The organism is Winogradskyella vidalii, from assembly GCF_013403955.1.
Classification (GTDB): Bacteria; Bacteroidota; Bacteroidia; order Flavobacteriales; family Flavobacteriaceae; genus Winogradskyella; species Winogradskyella vidalii.
Genome location: NZ_JABFDG010000001.1, coordinates 1,124,477 through 1,141,514, shown reverse-complemented (window position 1 = coordinate 1,141,514; position 17,038 = coordinate 1,124,477). Strand labels below are relative to the sequence as shown.

Annotated in this window: 15 protein-coding genes, 1 tRNA gene and 1 riboswitch; of the genes, 14 read left to right on the top strand and 2 right to left on the bottom strand. The window is 35.0% G+C overall.

The window, feature by feature from the left end; genetic code table 11:
* Position 1: 1 nt before the first annotated feature.
* The 4 genes from HM982_RS04790 (at position 2) to HM982_RS04775 (ending at position 4,365) form a co-directional block, all read left to right on the top strand.
* Positions 2-1,987, top strand: coding sequence for a TonB-dependent receptor plug domain-containing protein (locus HM982_RS04790; protein ID WP_179352374.1), 1,986 nt, complete (start codon positions 2-4; stop codon positions 1,985-1,987).
* Between the two features lie 3 nt (positions 1,988-1,990).
* Positions 1,991-2,356, top strand: coding sequence for a hypothetical protein (locus tag HM982_RS04785; RefSeq protein WP_179351970.1), 366 nt, complete (start codon positions 1,991-1,993; stop codon positions 2,354-2,356).
* Between the two features lie 57 nt (positions 2,357-2,413).
* Positions 2,414-3,265 (top strand): MbnP family protein, encoded by an 852-nt coding sequence (locus tag HM982_RS04780; RefSeq protein WP_179351969.1) that lies wholly within the window; start codon positions 2,414-2,416, stop codon positions 3,263-3,265.
* A gap of 80 nt (positions 3,266-3,345) precedes the next feature.
* Positions 3,346-4,365, top strand: a complete 1,020-nt coding sequence (locus HM982_RS04775) for a cytochrome-c peroxidase (RefSeq protein ID WP_179351968.1) — start codon at positions 3,346-3,348, stop codon at positions 4,363-4,365.
* Here the strand turns inward: HM982_RS04775 and HM982_RS04770 are convergent.
* Positions 4,362-4,742 carry a Fur family transcriptional regulator gene (locus tag HM982_RS04770; RefSeq protein ID WP_179351967.1) on the bottom strand — a complete coding sequence of 127 codons (381 nt, stop codon included), beginning with the start codon at positions 4,740-4,742 and terminating at the stop codon, positions 4,362-4,364. The genes HM982_RS04775 and HM982_RS04770 overlap by 4 nt on opposite strands.
* Positions 4,743-4,955: 213 nt before the next feature.
* Between HM982_RS04770 and HM982_RS04765 the strand changes: the two genes are divergently transcribed.
* From HM982_RS04765 to HM982_RS04730, 8 genes are all read left to right on the top strand, one after another.
* Entirely contained in the window at positions 4,956-5,213 is a 258-nt protein-coding gene (locus HM982_RS04765; RefSeq protein ID WP_179351966.1) for a hypothetical protein, read from the top strand.
* A gap of 265 nt (positions 5,214-5,478) precedes the next feature.
* Positions 5,479-7,800 carry a TonB-dependent receptor gene (locus HM982_RS04760; RefSeq protein ID WP_246296569.1) on the top strand — a complete coding sequence of 774 codons (2,322 nt, stop codon included), beginning with the start codon at positions 5,479-5,481 and terminating at the stop codon, positions 7,798-7,800.
* Between the two features lie 61 nt (positions 7,801-7,861).
* A complete protein-coding gene (locus tag HM982_RS04755) occupies positions 7,862-8,644 on the top strand; it encodes a DUF4625 domain-containing protein (protein ID WP_179351964.1) in 783 nt (260 codons plus the stop codon).
* A gap of 130 nt (positions 8,645-8,774) precedes the next feature.
* Positions 8,775-9,281 carry a DUF4625 domain-containing protein gene (locus HM982_RS04750; protein ID WP_246296568.1) on the top strand — a complete coding sequence of 169 codons (507 nt, stop codon included), beginning with the start codon at positions 8,775-8,777 and terminating at the stop codon, positions 9,279-9,281.
* Between the two features lie 458 nt (positions 9,282-9,739).
* A riboswitch (cobalamin riboswitch) is annotated at positions 9,740-9,969 on the top strand.
* A gap of 36 nt (positions 9,970-10,005) precedes the next feature.
* Complete coding sequence (locus tag HM982_RS04745; protein ID WP_179351963.1) at positions 10,006-11,841, top strand: TonB-dependent receptor plug domain-containing protein; 1,836 nt, start codon at positions 10,006-10,008, stop codon at positions 11,839-11,841.
* 3 nt (positions 11,842-11,844) lie between these two features.
* Positions 11,845-12,933: a YncE family protein gene (locus HM982_RS04740; RefSeq protein WP_179351962.1), complete on the top strand. Its 1,089-nt coding sequence runs from the start codon at positions 11,845-11,847 to the stop codon at positions 12,931-12,933.
* A gap of 21 nt (positions 12,934-12,954) precedes the next feature.
* The gene (locus tag HM982_RS04735; protein ID WP_179351961.1) at positions 12,955-14,244 is read left to right on the top strand and encodes a YncE family protein; all 1,290 of its coding nucleotides are present in this window, start codon (positions 12,955-12,957) and stop codon (positions 14,242-14,244) included.
* Positions 14,241-15,215, top strand: coding sequence for a T9SS type A sorting domain-containing protein (locus HM982_RS04730; protein WP_179351960.1), 975 nt, complete (start codon positions 14,241-14,243; stop codon positions 15,213-15,215). The genes HM982_RS04735 and HM982_RS04730 overlap by 4 nt, the downstream gene beginning before the upstream one ends.
* 84 nt (positions 15,216-15,299) lie before the next feature.
* Here the strand turns inward: HM982_RS04730 and HM982_RS04725 are convergent.
* Positions 15,300-15,374, bottom strand: a tRNA-Pro gene (locus tag HM982_RS04725).
* 105 nt (positions 15,375-15,479) lie between these two features.
* Here HM982_RS04725 and HM982_RS04720 point away from each other — a divergent pair.
* Positions 15,480-16,580, top strand: coding sequence for a PQQ-dependent sugar dehydrogenase (locus HM982_RS04720; protein ID WP_179351959.1), 1,101 nt, complete (start codon positions 15,480-15,482; stop codon positions 16,578-16,580).
* On the top strand, positions 16,577-17,020 hold the full coding sequence (locus HM982_RS04715) for a c-type cytochrome (RefSeq protein WP_179351958.1): 444 nt from the start codon (positions 16,577-16,579) through the stop codon (positions 17,018-17,020). Before HM982_RS04720 ends, HM982_RS04715 begins: the two co-directional genes overlap by 4 nt.
* The last annotated feature ends 18 nt before the right edge of the window (positions 17,021-17,038 follow it).

Below are 17,038 nucleotides of genomic sequence, written 5' to 3'. Positions count from 1 at the left end.
GATGAAATCAATCACATTAATCATATTACTTTTTATAGGACTATTCTCAGGTGCGCAAAACACAGAGAAAAAGAAAGACAGCGTTGTTGCCTTAGAGGAAGTTCAGCTGATGACCATAATTAAAAAGAAAATTGAAACGGACATGAAAATGGCGGTTTCTGTTGATGAATTTTTGGCCTCTTCTGATAATATTAGCTTTATAAAACGTGGCGCTTACGCCTGGGAACCGCTATTGAACAACATGAGTTCGGAACGCTCAACAATTACGATTGATGGGATGCATGTTTTTGGTGCCTGTACTGATAAAATGGACCCTATTACCTCTTATGTAGAGAGCAATAACTTAGCTGAAATAGACATCAAATCAGGACAAGAAGGCAACATGCATGGCGCAACCGTTGCCGGAAGTATTGATTTAAAACGAAAAAGCACACCGTTTAATCGCTTAAAAGAATGGACCGGCGCTTACCAAACCGGATTTGAATTTAATAACAAACAGTTTTTCAATCTGGCAAATACCTCATATTCTTCGGATAAATTTGTTGCCGATGGAAGTTTAGCTTACCGAAAAGCAGAAAATTACAGTGATGGTAATGATGACAAAGTGGACCATTCTCAATTTACCAAATTCAATGCATCATTAGGATTAGCTTATAAAACAACGGAACTCTCATCTGTTAAAATTGAAGCTATTTACGATGAGGCCAAAGATGTTGGTTACCCTGCATTGCCTATGGATTTATGGCTGTCAAGAGCTTTAATTACCTCAGCAACGTATAAACAATTATTTGAAGAAGGCCTAGTAAGAGCCTGGGATTCTAAAGTCTATTTTAATGCTATAGAACATTATATGGATGACACCACACGACCTGAAAATTTAGTCCACATGGATATGCCGGGTTGGAGCACCACTTATGGTTTGTTATCTAATATCAACTTAAAACGCGGTAAGTTTAATTCAGAAATACAACTAAACGCCTATAACAATTTATCTACAGCAGAAATGCGTATGTATCCTCAGGACCGAAGCCAACGTACTATGTTTGCTTACAGCTGGCCTGCTGTGACCACCACGTTTGCGGGACTTTCACTTAACAACTCATGGGCGTTTTCAGATCAAAGCCAATTGAATTTTGGAGGGTCTTTAGGGTTGAATTACAATCATTCAAAATATGTGGAATTTAACTGGATATTTCACCCAGGAACACCTCAAGAAAAAACAAGATTACTTCCTAGCTTGCACGCAGGCTATCAACTAAATATTGACAATTTCAATTTTTCTGTAGGTGGTGGTTATGGCCATAGAGCACCTTCAGTTTCCGAAGGTTATGGTTATTACATTTACAATAGTTTTGACCGTTATGATTATGTTGGAAATCCTGATTTAAAAAATGAAATTTCTTATGAAGGGAATGCAAGTGCTGGCTATGCAAATGACAAACTTAGTATTCAAGCTAACGTGAATTATTTCTACATTGAAAATTATATTATCGGTAGAATTTTGAGCTTAGGAAGCCCTATGAACTATCAGTCTGTTGGTGTTAAAAGCTATACCTCTTTAGATTATTCAACTTTATTTAATTTTTCTCTAAACGGAAGTTATTCTATTTTAGATAATCTTCACTGGAAAGGCACACTCACCTACGCACGTGGAAAGGACGAAAATGAAAATAATTTACCATTTATAAGACCTTTAAGTTACCAAACCGCACTGCATTATAAATACAATAGATTCAATTTTCAAACGTCAATTAATGGTGATTTAGAGCAAATCAACTACAGTCCAGAATACGGCGAGGACCAAACCCCTTCATACACGGTTTGGAATCTATCTGCAGACTACACCTTCAGAATTGCGGCTTACAAAACTGTAGTACAGGTAGGCGCAGAAAATATTCTGAATGAATATTACAGCACGTATGCCGATTGGGGAAATATCCCAAGAATGGGTCGTAATATATTCACTTCATTAAAATTTAACTTCTAAGCAATGCATAAAGTTTTTAGTCTTATAATGACCCTTTTATTCCTGTTTGTTGTATCGCAACAAGCCGTGGTCATTATGCACTTTAAACTCAACCAAAAAGCCATTACGGAACAATTTTGTGTCAATAAAGACCAACCCGAATTACATTGTAACGGCAAATGTCATTTAAGTAAAGAACTTCAAGAAACGGAGCCATCTGATTCTGAAAAAATAATGACTACAAAAAATTTAGATTTGGCATTTGATTCTAATCCTGAATTTGAGATAGAGCCCCACAACAGCATTACAAATAAATTAAATATGGTGTATATAGAGTTTCACCATTTGGAGCCTTATCTAGAGATTTTAGTCCCGCCGCCAATGTTATAGGTAGATTTTATACGTACTTAATATTAAACAAATACCAAATAACACAAATTTAAAAAAATGAAAAATCTTAAAAATTATATTTTATCAGCAGCAGTTTTAGTTGCTTTCATGTCTTGTAGTAGTGATGATGATAACCCAGTTGCAAACAATGTAACCTTAGAATTTAACAACACATTTGGAGCGACACCTATCGTTCTTGGTGATGCTACATCGGCTTCAGCTACTGTAAATACTTCAGATGAAGGACAAACACACCACTTTGAAGAAGTAAAATACGTTATAAGTAACATACGCTTAATTAAAGCAGATGGTACTGAAATACCTTATAATGTAAATGATTTAGACAATGGTGCAACGGTCATAAACCATGCGCTTCCTGAAACGTTAAATTATGTAATGAGTGATATTCCTGTTGGTGACTATTCTGAAATTAGATTTGGTTTAGGAGTAAAATCTGAATTAAATACTTTAGATGAAGCAAGCTTTCCAAATTTCTATGCAAGCGCTGGAGAAAATGATACTGAAATGCATTGGGAATGGGGAACTGGATACCGTTTTACTAAAATTGAAGGATTCTATGGTTCTAACAATGATGTTTTATCTATTCACTCTGGAAGTACTGTAGAAGGTGAAGAAGGAAGTTACACGCAAGGTGTAGATGCGTATAGAGATATTACTTTAACACTTCCAACAAACGCTACCGTAGGAAATAGTGCGCCTACTATTGTAATAAATGCAGATTTTGATTATTTATTAAGTGGTCAAAGTCATACTATAACCTTAGGTGAAAGCAATGCTACACCAAGTATTCATACCGCTGTTGAAATGACAAAGTTTGTAGAGAATATTGGAGGTAACGGTACCACTGATACAACTGGAATGTTTTCTATTCAATCTGTAGAGAACTAAATCCTAATTTTTAGGGCCATCTGAAATATAATGTTTAGATGGCTCTATTTTTAATTTTTTTGAATCTAACACACTTCAAAATGAAAAATATAGCACTTCTTTCTGTTGTAATGGTTTTATTTATGTCTTGTAACAAAGACGATAATTATGAATCTATACCGTATAACAATCCTGAGCTTGAATTAAGTATACCTGAGGATTTCCCATTGCTTAATAATGCATTTTACTCCAATACACCAACAACTTTTGGCGTTGAACTGGGTGAGAAACTATTTTCTGAAAAAAGATTTAGTGCTAATAATACGATTTCATGTGCTACCTGCCATATTCAAATTAATGCCTTTGCAGATTCTAACGCACAAGCCATTGGAATTGATGGCCGAATTGGACTTAGAAACACACCGCCAATTCAGAATTTAGCTTTCATGAATTTTTACAATTGGGATGGTAGTAAGCTTCAGTTAGAAAACCAACCGTTGGTACCTATTATTACCCATGAAGAAATGGATTCTTCTATTTTGGAAGTCATCAGTAAAATTGAAATTGACCCTGAATATCAAGCGCTATTTGAAAAAGCTTTTGGTGATGACAATATGATTCCAGAACGCATCTACAAAAGTATTGCTCAATATGAATACACCTTAATTTCTGCCAATAGCAAATACGACCGTGTTAAGCAAAATGAAGCGACTTATACTATAAGCGAAGCAGAAGGCGCTTTAACATTTGAGCAAAAATGCTCGAGTTGTCACAGCACAGAGTTGTTTACCGACCAAAGTTTTAGAAGTATTGGGTTTCCTATTAATCCTAATACAGACGAAGCTGGACGCGCCAGAGTAACAGGGAATTTAGACGATTACATGAGCTTTAGAGTGCCTAGCTTAAGAAATATAGAGCACACAGCACCTTACGGAAGTTTTGGACAATTTACGACTTTAAGAGACGTTTTAGATTATTTTGACAATGGTGTTTTAGATGTTGACAATCTAGACCCTATTCTAAAGGATAACAATAACAGAATTCCACTTTCAGAAGAAGAAAAAACAAACCTTATTGCTTTTATGAAAACCTTAAGTGATGAGGAATTTTTAGGCTTTTAGAGTTTAGCACATTTTTTACAAACACCCGTTAATACGCAATTTACATTTTCCACGACATACCCCTCAGGAATAGTAAAACTAACCTCATCAGGAAGACATTCTAAAGTGTCACATACCTTACATTTAAAATGAAAATGCTGATGTGTCAAGGCCTTTTTACCTGACTCATACAATGCAAAATATTGCTTACCATCTTCAGCAATCACTTTATGCAACACACCATCATCACAAAATCGATTTAAAACCCGATATATGGTCGCTCTATTTATATCTATACTTATTTGTGCTTCAATTGCATCTTGACTTAAGGCTTTACCTGTTTTAGTCAACACCTCTAAAACAGCAGCTTTGGTTGGTGTATTTCTTCGTTTTTTCATTAATGCGATTTGTTTGCAGTAATTTATTGCAATATCATAAATAAATATTATCTTCGCAAATCAAAGAACAACAATAAAGCAATAATCACGTTGCAATTATAGATGTTGTTTAGAAACGTAAATTTTTAATTAGATTAGGTTGTTTTCATTTTAATGAAAGTTAGTCAAATAAAAAATAGTATCACTTTTCTGTTCCTTATCCTTTTCCTCTCGATGAAAATGATAGGGCTTCATGCATTAACCCATGGAGAGGATAATGATCACAACGATCATGCTTTACATTGTACTATTTGTGATAACGCAACAACACTTAGTCTAACACCACTATTGGCTCCAGACTCTCAGGAGTTTTTAATTGAGAATACAGAATTAATCGTTACTAAGAGCGGCGTTAAACACTATAGTTTTATAGCTTCTAACACGATTGCTACTAACCAATTACTATCTAGACCTCCACCCTTTTCTATCTAGATTCCCTATTCCATTTTATTAATTAAGCATAAACTCCGTTTTTAACGAATGCGCTTAAAACTATCTATTTAAGTTTAAATAAAATCATAATTGATAGCTGGCCATAAATGCATTTTGAAGTTCCACAACTTTAGAAAAGCTTCATTTAATACAAATAGAATAGGTTTTATTGAAATTCCACTTAAGAACAATTATTCAAATCTTATAGTATCGCTTTATGTTTTACAAAACGCTGAGTCTATGGCTATGTTTTAGTCTAAGCTCAATGGTATTTGCACAAGATTCTTTTCAAATAAAAGGAATTGTAGCAAGCTCCAACACTCTACAACCTCTTGAAGGTGTCAATATTATTGGTAAAGGTTTATTTTCCGTTTCATCAGCTTCAGGTGCGTTTACCATCAAAGCTGTTACCAAAGGGACTCATACATTTACCATATCGCACTTAGGTTATACAACCCAAACCATCAATGTTGACGTTGGTCCAAACATGGAAGCACTCAAAATTTTCTTAGACGAATCTACTACAGCATTACATGAAATACAGGTGAACGGCAAAACTAAAAAAAGGCTTAACAAAGAATCACCTGTAGTATCTCAATTAGTCTCTAAGGAATTTCTTACTACTAATAGAGAAAATAGTTTGATGCAAACCTTGAGTAAAATTCCAGGTGTAAGCACTATAAATATTGGCTCAGGACAGTCAAAACCTGTTATTAGAGGTTTAGGGTTTAATAGAGTTGCTGTGGTTCAAAATGGTATAAAACATGAAGCTCAACAATGGGGCAATGATCATGGTTTAGAAATCGACCAATATGGTATTGAAAACATTCAAATTGTAAAAGGCCCTGCCGCTTTAGTTTATGGATCAGACGCCATTGCTGGTGTTGTAGATATTCAACCTAATGCCATTCCTTCAAGGCATTCATTTAATGGCGAAGTTAACCTTTTAGGCGAAAGCAATAATGATTTAATCGGTATCTCAACTGGTATAGAAGCAAGAGGTCATAATTGGTTTTATAGAGGTCGCTTAACCTACAGAGATTATGCCGACTATAAAGTACCGACGGATAAAATTAATTATGAAAATTACGTCTTTACTTTACAGGACAATAACTTACGTAATACAGCAGGAAAAGAAGCAAATGCTAGTTTTAGTATGGGTTATGTTTCAGACCGCATTACTTCAGAAACAACGATTAGCAACGTAAATGCTAAAAATGGTTTTTTTGCTAATGCCCATGGTTTAGAAGTAAGAACATCAACCATTGATTACGACAGTTCAAACCGTGATGTGGACTTGCCTTATCATAAGGTCAACCACTTTAAAATCACTAATAACACGTCAATTACCTTAGATAATCATAGCATCAACGTGGATTTAGGCTTTCAAAATAACATAAGAGAAGAGCGCTCCGAGCCTACACCACATGGATATATGCCAACACCACCAAACACAAAAGAACGTGGTTTTCATAAAAACACCTTTTCTTTAAATGTAAAAGATGCGTTTCAACCCCATAAACAACATCAAGTTGTTGCCGGTGTCAATCTAGAATTTCAAGATAATAGTATAAGCGGTTGGGGCTTTTTAATACCAGAATACACACGTTTTACAGTCGGTGCATTTGCTTTTGACCAATTCGAAATCCATTCCGACTTACACCTTTTAGCTGGTTTACGTTATGATTTTGGACAAATAAATAGCAAGTCGTATTTTGATTGGTATCGTACCCCCATTAATAATGCTAACGGCTCAACCTCCAATGTTTACTTACAACGCGCACAAGATAAAACGCTCAATTTTGGAAACTTGAGCGCTTCTGTAGGACTGAGTTACTTGCTTAAAAATACCACCTTCAAAATAAATATAGGAAAGAGTTTTAGAATGCCTTTACCTAATGAATTAGCTTCAGATGGTGTGAACTACCACATGTATCGTTATGAACAAGGAAATCTCGATTTAGACCCAGAAGAATCTTATCAATTAGATTTAGATATTGATCATACGACAAAGGATTTTAGTCTCGGTATCAGTCCGTTTGTCAATTTTTTTGAAAACTTTATTTACTTGAATCCGACATCAAACTATTACGAGACTTTACAGATCTACGAATACACGCAAAACAAAGTATTTAGAGCAGGTGGCGAATTAAGAGCAGGTACCAGCATTATTAATAATTTACAATTAGATGCTTCTGCAGAATACGTGTATTCACGACAAACAAGTGGTCCCAAAGAAGGTTTTACCATTCCGTTTTCGCCACCATTATCCGGATTATTTTCAGCACGTTACCAATTTAAAAATGCATTCTTTTTTAAACAACCCCAACTAATTGCTGATTATAAAATTACAGCAGCACAAGATGAAATTGTACCACCAGAAGAAAAAACAGATGGCTATCAAGTCTTAAACATGTCGCTTCTTACTCAAATAAACTTATTTAAAACGAAGCAACCTTTGGATGTGAAGTTTAAACTCAATAATGTCTTCAATACTAAATATTTTGATCATACCAGTTTTTACCGTTTAATCGATGTGCCTGAGGCAGGTAGAAACATCTCAATAGCATTAACACAAACATTTTAATAATCACAAATAAATTTAAAAAATCATGAAAACAGAAACTTTAAACATTAAAACAAATTTTATGAAATCAAATTTTAAACTCTTAGCATTTATTGCTTTTTTTGGCATTCTTTTAAACTCATGTAGCAGCGATGACGACAACGGTTCCTCTAGTGTTGATGCACCAGAAATAACTGGTTTTGAATACGGAGAAGGTAGCGCACATTCTACAGAACAAGTGGCTTATAAAGGCTCAGATATTCATTTGGAAGCTGAAATTTATGCTGAGTCTGTAGTGAGCAGCATTACACTTTCTATACATGCACACGATTTACCACTTGCTGAAGGTGAAGTTGAGTGGGATTTTTTCCAAGAATATACAGGTAGTAATTACCAAGTCATTAATCCTACATTTCATGAGCATGTTGATGTCCCAACCGATATCCCAGCTGGTGAATACCATATTGAATTAGTGGTTATTGATGAACTTGGAAACAGCACTGAAATTGAGGGCCATTTAGAAATTTTAGACTATATTACACTTAGCGAATTCGGCGTTAGCGAAACTGCTGTAAGAGGTGATGATTTTCATGCTGAATTTATGATCAATGCTCTTAATGGTATTCATGAAATTACAGTTGATGTTCACGGACATGATCTTCCTTTAGGAGAAGGAGACGTAGAATGGGATCAAGAATATGTATTCTCAGAAGGCTACCATGATTTAACTGAAGTAGAATTCCATGAACATATTGACGTTCCTGCAACAGCACCTGTTGGAGAGTATCATGTTACATTTACTGTTGAAGATGAAGACGGTAATACCACATCATACGAAACACATATCGATATTACAGCATCCTAAATACTAATTTACAGGTTATTAAAATGTACCCTATGTCATTTTGAGCGCAGTTGAAAAACTTATAGTATTAATTACTAATGTATTTCGACTGCTTTCAATCTGACAAATTATTTCAAAAAAAAAAAAAAAAATGACTAAGTTTTTAAATCCAAAAAAAATGAGAGTGCTATCAAAATATGTTAGCTTTTTATTTTTTACAATACTGGTTACTTCTTGTTCTAGTGATGATAGCTCGGACATTGACGAACAAAGACCTACTATTACCATTAATTATGATGGTGGTTTTCCACAAGCATGTGAGCAACTAGTTAAAGGAGAAACCTACATATTTAGAGCTCAGGTTTCAGACAATCAAGCATTAGCATCCTATAGTTTAGATCTTCACCACAACTTTGACCATCACACCCATGATGACCAAGATGTGTATTGCGAAACAGATCCTATAAAAGTAGCCGTAAACCCATTAATGTATATTGAAAATTTTAATATTGAAGATGGACTAACAACTTACGAGATTAATATAGAAATCACTATTCCTAATGATGTGGATACAGGTGATTACCATTGCGCTTATTCCGTAACCGATGAGACCGGTTGGCAAAGCAGGACTTCTGTGGATATAAAAATTGTGGAATAATACAACTCTCAAGAAATATAAAAAGCCGAAGACATAAATCTTCGGTTTTTTTTTATCGTTTAAGTTACAATTAATCATTAAAAACAATAATTTTCAGTGCTTTTCTTTAGCGCCATTTAAAAACACTTGATAAGCGTGTTCAAATTCTGAAAGCAGATAATAATAAGTAATCATTTTCTTTAAATCTGAACAATCCGTTGAAACTCTTTTTCAATAGCATTAGTCTTGTATTTGTATTTGTATTTACAAATCTTGTAGTTAGGGTTGAATTTTAAATCCATAATTTTTCAATGCGAAATCCACAATAATAAGCTGATTATTGTTAACATCAGAAAGTATACTCTATAAACAAAAACTGATTTACTCATCATCTTCAAACAACATTCTTTTGGTCTAAAAAATCGAAAAAATACAACCTAATTAATAAGCAATTTCAGTACAAATTAGAATACAATTATTTACCTTTACACTTTATTGGTTTACATCTATAAAATTATAGATACAATTAAAAGGGAATCAGGTAAAATAGTCACTAACTTAATAATCCTGAACTGTTCCCGCAACTGTAAGTTTTGTCCCGTTTGGGATGCCACTAATGAATAACTTCACATATCCACTGCTCGTTTAGAGTGGGAAGGAACATTAGTCGGACACGAGTCAGGAGACCTGCCAATTTTTATCAGTAATTAACACAGCGGCTTTCGGGTAAAAAGCATCGGGTTTTATGAAATATGTTTTATGCACCATACTATTTTGCATAGGTTTTTGTTCTATGCTTCACTCACAAACCGACTCTATAACGGCATTGCGAGAGGTGTATTTGGTAGCCTACCAACTTAAAGATTCAACCTACACAAGAAATGTAACTGTTGTTAAGGATAGCGTGCTAAAACAAAATCAAGCGTCACTAACTAATTTTCTTAACTTTAATAGTACCGTTTATTTTAAGGAGAATGGTCTCGGTATGGTATCTTCGCCATCCTTCCGTGGCACAACTGCGTCACAAACCGCTGTACTTTGGAACGGCATTAATATTAACTCACAAACCACTGGGCAAACCGATTTTAACACCATTAATACACGTGGCTACAACAAAATAGAAATAAAACCCGGCGGCTCTAGTGTTGCCGATGGTAGTGGAGCTATCGGAGGTGCTATAAACCTAGTCAATGAACTCGGCTTTAACAAAGGTTTTCACAATGAACTTTTTGCTAATTATGGCGAGTTTAACACCTACGGTATTGATTACCAAACTAATTATTCATCTAAAAAATTCAGCATGCTTTTAGGCATGGCTAGAAATGCATCTGATAACGATTATTCGTATCCCGAAACAGACCGGATTAATATAAACGGACAATACCACAATACAAACATCAGTTTTGCTGCAGCTAGTAAATTAAACACAAACAACACACTTAAATTATTTGCTAATGTTTATGATGGTCGACGGAATTTTTCGGTACCAACACCCAATGCATTAAAAACGAAATATACAGACTTCAACACACGTTCTTTAATAGAGTGGCAAAGTGATTTTAGACGGTTTAAATCAAATTTAAAAGTCGCTACAACCACAGAAGAATACCGTTATTTTGCCAATGTTAATAATGACTATTACACCTACGGAAAAGTCACTAGTTTTATTGCTAAATACGGACTAGACTTTGCCCTTTCTAATAAAATGCTATTGACCACAGGAGTCAACTACACACACAATGACGGTCGTGGTTCTGATATCGCAGCAGAAACACGCAATTTATCAGCCGCATTAGTGAGTTTTAAACATGTGCTTTCAGAAAGATTTCTTTATGAATTAGGGTTGCGCCAAGAAACCAATGAAGAATACGGTAATCCACTATTGTATTCCGCAGGGTTTAGTACAAAACTGAATGACTTCTATCAGTTAAAAGTTAATACCTCTAAAAACTTTAGAATACCAACCTATAACGACTTGTATTGGCAAGGTGTAGGCAATGAAGATTTAAGACCAGAAGAATCTTACCAAGGTGAGGTTAGCAATAATTTCAATTTCAAAAACCTCAATATAGCTGTAACAGGCTACTATAATTATGTAGAAAACTTATTGCGTTGGGTGCCTGATAGTGCTGGTATTTTTAGACCAGAAAACACGAATAAAGTTGAAATTTATGGCTTAGAATCTGTTGTTACGTTTCAAAAATCATTTGGAAATCATCAATTCACTGGCTCAGGGACCTTTGCTTATACCGTCTCTCAAAACAAAGAAACCGGCAAACAGCTGATTTATGTGCCTTATTACAAATTCACCTTTTCTGTAGGTTATAATTACAAAAGACTTTCAGCTTATTACCAATACCTCAATAACGATGAAGTATTTACGACCACAGACCATGCTACCGAACATATTTTAGACAGTTACATGGTTGCTAATTTAGGGGCTGAATATACCTTAGGCAAAAACCGCAATTACAAAATTGGCGCTCAGGCACTAAACTTTTGGAACGAATCTTATGAAAGCGTTCTCAAACGCCCAATGCCGGGTCGGAATTTCAACCTTTACCTCCATTTAAAATTTTAAATCATGAAAAGAAACTTTTACAAGCTCACAAGTTTATTTGTATTGTCACTACTCATTATGACCTCGTGTACCAGTGATGACAGAGATGACCCTACCACTGAACTGCCTCTAACAGGCGATTATACCGATGGTATTTTTATTCTAAATGAAGGTGGCTTTGGTTATTCTAATGCATCGGTATCATTTTTAGATCAAACAGGTGAAGTTTATAATTCAATCTATACTAATGTTAACGCTATGGGACTTGGAGACACAGCACAAAGTATGGGATTCAATGGAGAAAATGCCTATGTTGTGGTCAACAACTCGGCTACCGTAGAAGTGGTTAATCGCTACACGTTTGAATATATCGCCACCGTAAGCGATTTGCTTATTAACCCTAGATATATTGAGTTTAGTGGTAACAAAGGCTATATTACCGATTGGGGCGACCCTAATGACGTTAATGATGATTATGTTGCTGTTTTAAATTTAGATACAAATCTTGTCGAAACTAAAATTCCAGTTGCTGAGGGCCCTGAAAAAATACTGTTAAATAACGGTAAGCTTTACGTCACTCACAAAGGTGGTTATGGCTATGGCAATACCATAAGTGTCATTGATATCGCATCACAAAGTGTTCAGTCGAGTATTCCTGTAGCAGATGTCCCAGATGACATGGTGATATATAATGGTTCACTTTATGTCATATGCTCAGGAAAAGCATCATGGACAGGTGAAGAAACACTTGCTAAACTCTTTAAAATAAATCTATCAAACACAAATGAAATTACCACACTAGATTTTTCATCTGGGCAACACCCACGGTTTTTAGACTTAGCCAATGAAAACTTGTATTACACATTAGACAATGATGTATATACAATTAGTATTGCTGATTTTCAGCTTCCGCAAGATTCAACATTTTCACCTTCAGCAGATGGTGTTGCAATCCTTTATGCCTTTGAAATTTATGAAAACACAATCTATATTGCTGACGCCAAAGACTATGTTTCTAACGGCGACGCTTTACTTTATAGTTTAAATGGCGACTTACAAAATCAATTTTCAGTTCAAATAATTCCTAACGCATTTTATTTTAATAATTTATAAACAATCAAACACAATTATATTATGAAAAACTATTACAAAAAAACACTTTACATCTTAACTGCAGTACTGATCTCTGCTTCCACTTATGCACAAGATTATTCTGAAGGTATTTTTATTTTAAATGAAGGCTTATACGGTACTAATTCGGCTTCACTTTCATCTATTGATACCCAAGGCACCTTAGAGAATGATGTTTTCTCTACTCAAAATCCTGAAATGGAATTAGGAAATACAGCACAAGGTATGGGCTTTAATGGCGATTATGCTTACGTTGTGCTTAACGGTAGCAATGAAGTAAAGGTAATAAATGCTACGACCTTTGCCTTTGTAGCGAGTATTACTGACCAGATTAGCTCCCCTCGAAATATTGCGTTTTACAATGGCTATGGCTATGTAACTAATTGGGGAGATCCTATAGATACTGAAGATGATTATGTCGCTGTTATCGATTTAGAAACTAATACCATTACTGAAACAATTGCAGTAGCTGAAGGTCCGGAAGAAATCGTAGAAAAAGACGGAAAATTATATGTTGCACAACAAGGTGGTTACAGTCATGGTAATACAATTTCTGTCATTGATTTAGCAACTAATGCTGTTGAAACTATTACGGTTGGTGATGTACCGTCTACTATAAAAGTTGACGACGACTATCTTTATGTTCTTTCTAGCGGAAAACCATCATGGACAGGTAATGAAACTACAGGAAGTCTTCATAAAATAGACTTATTAGATTATGATAACGAAGTCGTATTCAACTTTGAAACTTCAGAACATCCTAGTTTCTTAACCGTAGACGAAACCGATTTATTTTATGTTTTAAATGGTGATATTTTTAAAATGGCATTAAATGCTACCACACTTCCAACTACGGCATTTAATTCTGATAATAGTGCATTAATCCCTTATGGCTTTGAAAAAATAGACGATAAACTCTATTTATTAGATGCTGTTGACTACAGTAACTCAGGAAAAGTTTATGTTTACGACGAAACAGGAAATTACTCCACAGAATATACCGTGGGAGCACTTCCAAACGGTGTTTATCAAAATAACAGTAGCACTTTGAATGTTAATGATTATGCATTTGAAAACGTCACTTTATTTCCTAATCCTGCAAAAACAAGCTTTAACCTCAACCTTACAGAAAATGCACGTGTAAAAATGCATGATATTTCTGGAAAATTAGTAAAAGACGTTAAATACACTAAGACGCAACCTATAGCTTTAGATGGCATTGAAAGCGGAATTTATTTAGTCACTATTGAGTTAAATCAAAATACATCAACCCTAAAATTAATCGTGAAATGATAAAGGCAATACTACTCTTTTTATGTTCTGGCTTTATTCTTCAGGCACAAAGTTATGCACCTGCAGCAGAACAACCTGGTTCTACTGCTATTCCTGCTAACAGTCCTGATTTTGTAGCTTGGGCAAACGGCATTATACTGCAACGTGGGCTTATCGATATTTCAAATCCTTTAACAGAACATGAGGGTAGTAATTATGCTTCCTATGGACTCTCCGTTGAGGCACTTGGCGAAGCAAGCAATAATGCTGTTAGTTTAGGTGATGCCGGACAAGCCATCCTAACCTTTGAAACCCCGATTGCTGATGGTGATGGTTTTGATTTTGCTGTTTTTGAAAACGGGTTTAGCGACACTTTTCTCGAATTGGCTTTTGTAGAAGTGAGTTCTGATGGTGTTAACTATTTTAGGTTTCCATCACACAGCGAGACACAAACCGATACTCAAGTCGGTGGTTTTGATACTATAGATCCCACCTACATCAATAATCTAGCAGGAAAATATAGAGCACTTTTTGGAACCCCATTTGACTTAGCTGATTTAGAAGACGATGCACTGTTAGACAAAAACAATATTACACACGTTAAGATTATTGATGTTGTCGGTAGTATTGACCCTGCTTATGCCACATACGATAGTTTTGGCAATGCCATCAATGACCCTTTTACAACACCATTTTATTCAAGTGGCTTTGATTTAGATGGCGTTGGTGTTATCAATCAACAAGTATTAGGTATTGAAGATGACCATATTGAAACCATTAGTATTTATCCAAATCCAGCATCTAACCAACTATATTTTAAAACTGTAGAGAGCGTAAATGTTAGTGTGTATAATATGCTTGGTAAATTAGTACTTTCGGAAACGGTTAATGCTAATAATGCTATTAAAATTGAATCGCTTAAAAGTGGTATTTATTTAGTTCAAATTGAATCTAATGGAAAAGTAAGTCAACATCGACTAATTAAAAAGTAAATTTAAAAATGGTATTCATTGCCATTTTTAAATGTTTAAAACCAAAAAACCTTGTAAATCGTAAGACTTACAAGGCTTTTTTAGTCGGGGTGGCAGGATTCGAACCTGCGGCCTCCACGTCCCAAACGTGGCGCGATAACCGGGCTACGCTACACCCCGAAAATATGGTTTCCCGTTTTCGGACTGCAAATATAGAGATTTTCTTTAGAATCCAATAACATTTACCTAACTTTAAATTCTAAATTTTGATAAATCAATTTCAACATGACTATAAAAAACATCGTTATTGGTTTAATCCTCACAAGTACAATAGCTTGTGCCCAGGACAAAAACCCCATAAATACTCAAAATACACACGAGATAATTGTTTCCGACCTTAATAATCCATGGGGTTTTACATTTCTCCCTGACGAATCAATACTAATAACCGAAAAATCAGGAACATTAATTCATTTTAAAGATGGTGAAAAAACAAACATTTCTGGACTTCCTGAAATCTATGTACGAGGTCAAGGTGGTTTAATGGATATTATTTTACACCCCAATTACAAAGACAACGGGTGGTTGTATTTTTCTTATGCGTCTTCAGATGAAGGAACTTCTGGCGGAAACACCACCATAGCACGAGCAAAACTTAATAACAATAGCTTAACAGATGTCAGTGTTTTATACAAAGCCACACCAGATACAAGCAAAGGCCAACATTTTGGTTCACGCTTAGTTTTTGACGATGCAGGCTATCTTTACTTTACAATAGGTGATCGTGGTAATAGAGACGAAAATCCTCAAGACATCACCAAAGATGGTGGAAAAGTCTATCGTATTAATCCAAATGGCTCAATTCCTCAAGACAATCCTTTTGTTGATGAAAAAAATGCAAAAACAGCCATTTATTCTTACGGACATAGAAATCCACAAGGCATGACACTTCATCCAGAAACTAAAGCCATTTGGACACACGAACATGGTCCTAGAGGTGGTGATGAAATAAATATTATTAATAAGGGAAAAAACTATGGCTGGCCAATTATAAGTTACGGTGTTAACTATAGTGGTACATCGTTTACAGATATTACCGAAAAAGAAGGCATGGAACAACCTATTCATTACTGGGATCCTTCAATCGCCCCAAGCGGAATGGCATTTATAGATAGTGATAAATATGGTGATTGGAAAGGGAAGCTTCTTATAGGATCTTTAAAATTTCAATATTTAGATATGTGCACTCTAAAAGACAATAAAGTCATTAAAGAAGAACGTTTATTAGATGGACTGGGACGTGTAAGAAGTATAAATCAAGGGCCTGATGGTTATATTTATGTCGGAATTGAAAATTTAGGAATTGTAAAATTAATTAGAAAATGAAAAAAATAGTTTTGCTTTCTATTGTAGTAACGGTATTAGTTTCATGCCAATCTAACACTAAACAAAAAGAATTAGCTGCAAACTACCAAAAGGTTACTGAACAAGATCAACCAAAACTTGAAGCGAGTATTAAACGCGGTGAAAGTATCTACAATGATATGTGTATCACTTGTCACTTAGCTGACGGCAAAGGTGTACCCAAAGCATTTCCACCTTTAGCAGATTCCGATTTTTTAAGAGAAAATCAAACTAAAAGCATTAAAGCAGTTAAGCACGGACTGTCTGGCGAAATTGTAGTCAATGGTATCACCTACAATAGCACTATGGCACCTTTAGGTCTTTTAGACGATGAAGTGGCTGACGTTATGAATTATATCAACAATAGCTGGGGGAATGAAATTGATAACTTTATTACTCCTGAGAAAGTTTCCAAATTATAAATATGGTTTACTACATAA

Bases quoted from the DNA above. Each gene is read 5' to 3' on its own strand.
- HM982_RS04765 (WP_179351966.1), top strand. From the start codon at position 4,956: ATGAAAATGATAGGGCTTCATGCATTAACCCATGGAGAGGATAATGAT.
- HM982_RS04780 (WP_179351969.1), top strand. From the start codon at position 2,414: ATGAAAAATCTTAAAAATTATATTTTATCAGCAGCAGTTTTAGTTGCT.
- HM982_RS04755 (WP_179351964.1), top strand. From the start codon at position 7,862: ATGAAATCAAATTTTAAACTCTTAGCATTTATTGCTTTTTTTGGCATT.
- HM982_RS04715 (WP_179351958.1), top strand. From the start codon at position 16,577: ATGAAAAAAATAGTTTTGCTTTCTATTGTAGTAACGGTATTAGTTTCA.
- HM982_RS04745 (WP_179351963.1), top strand. From the start codon at position 10,006: ATGAAATATGTTTTATGCACCATACTATTTTGCATAGGTTTTTGTTCT.
- HM982_RS04770 (WP_179351967.1), bottom strand. From the start codon at position 4,742: ATGAAAAAACGAAGAAATACACCAACCAAAGCTGCTGTTTTAGAGGTG.
- HM982_RS04720 (WP_179351959.1), top strand. From the start codon at position 15,480: ATGACTATAAAAAACATCGTTATTGGTTTAATCCTCACAAGTACAATA.
- HM982_RS04750 (WP_246296568.1), top strand. From the start codon at position 8,775: ATGACTAAGTTTTTAAATCCAAAAAAAATGAGAGTGCTATCAAAATAT.
- HM982_RS04735 (WP_179351961.1), top strand. From the start codon at position 12,955: ATGAAAAACTATTACAAAAAAACACTTTACATCTTAACTGCAGTACTG.
- HM982_RS04760 (WP_246296569.1), top strand. From the start codon at position 5,479: ATGGTATTTGCACAAGATTCTTTTCAAATAAAAGGAATTGTAGCAAGC.
- HM982_RS04775 (WP_179351968.1), top strand. From the start codon at position 3,346: ATGAAAAATATAGCACTTCTTTCTGTTGTAATGGTTTTATTTATGTCT.
- HM982_RS04740 (WP_179351962.1), top strand. From the start codon at position 11,845: ATGAAAAGAAACTTTTACAAGCTCACAAGTTTATTTGTATTGTCACTA.
- HM982_RS04730 (WP_179351960.1), top strand. From the start codon at position 14,241: ATGATAAAGGCAATACTACTCTTTTTATGTTCTGGCTTTATTCTTCAG.
- HM982_RS04790 (WP_179352374.1), top strand. From the start codon at position 2: ATGAAATCAATCACATTAATCATATTACTTTTTATAGGACTATTCTCA.
- HM982_RS04785 (WP_179351970.1), top strand. From the start codon at position 1,991: ATGCATAAAGTTTTTAGTCTTATAATGACCCTTTTATTCCTGTTTGTT.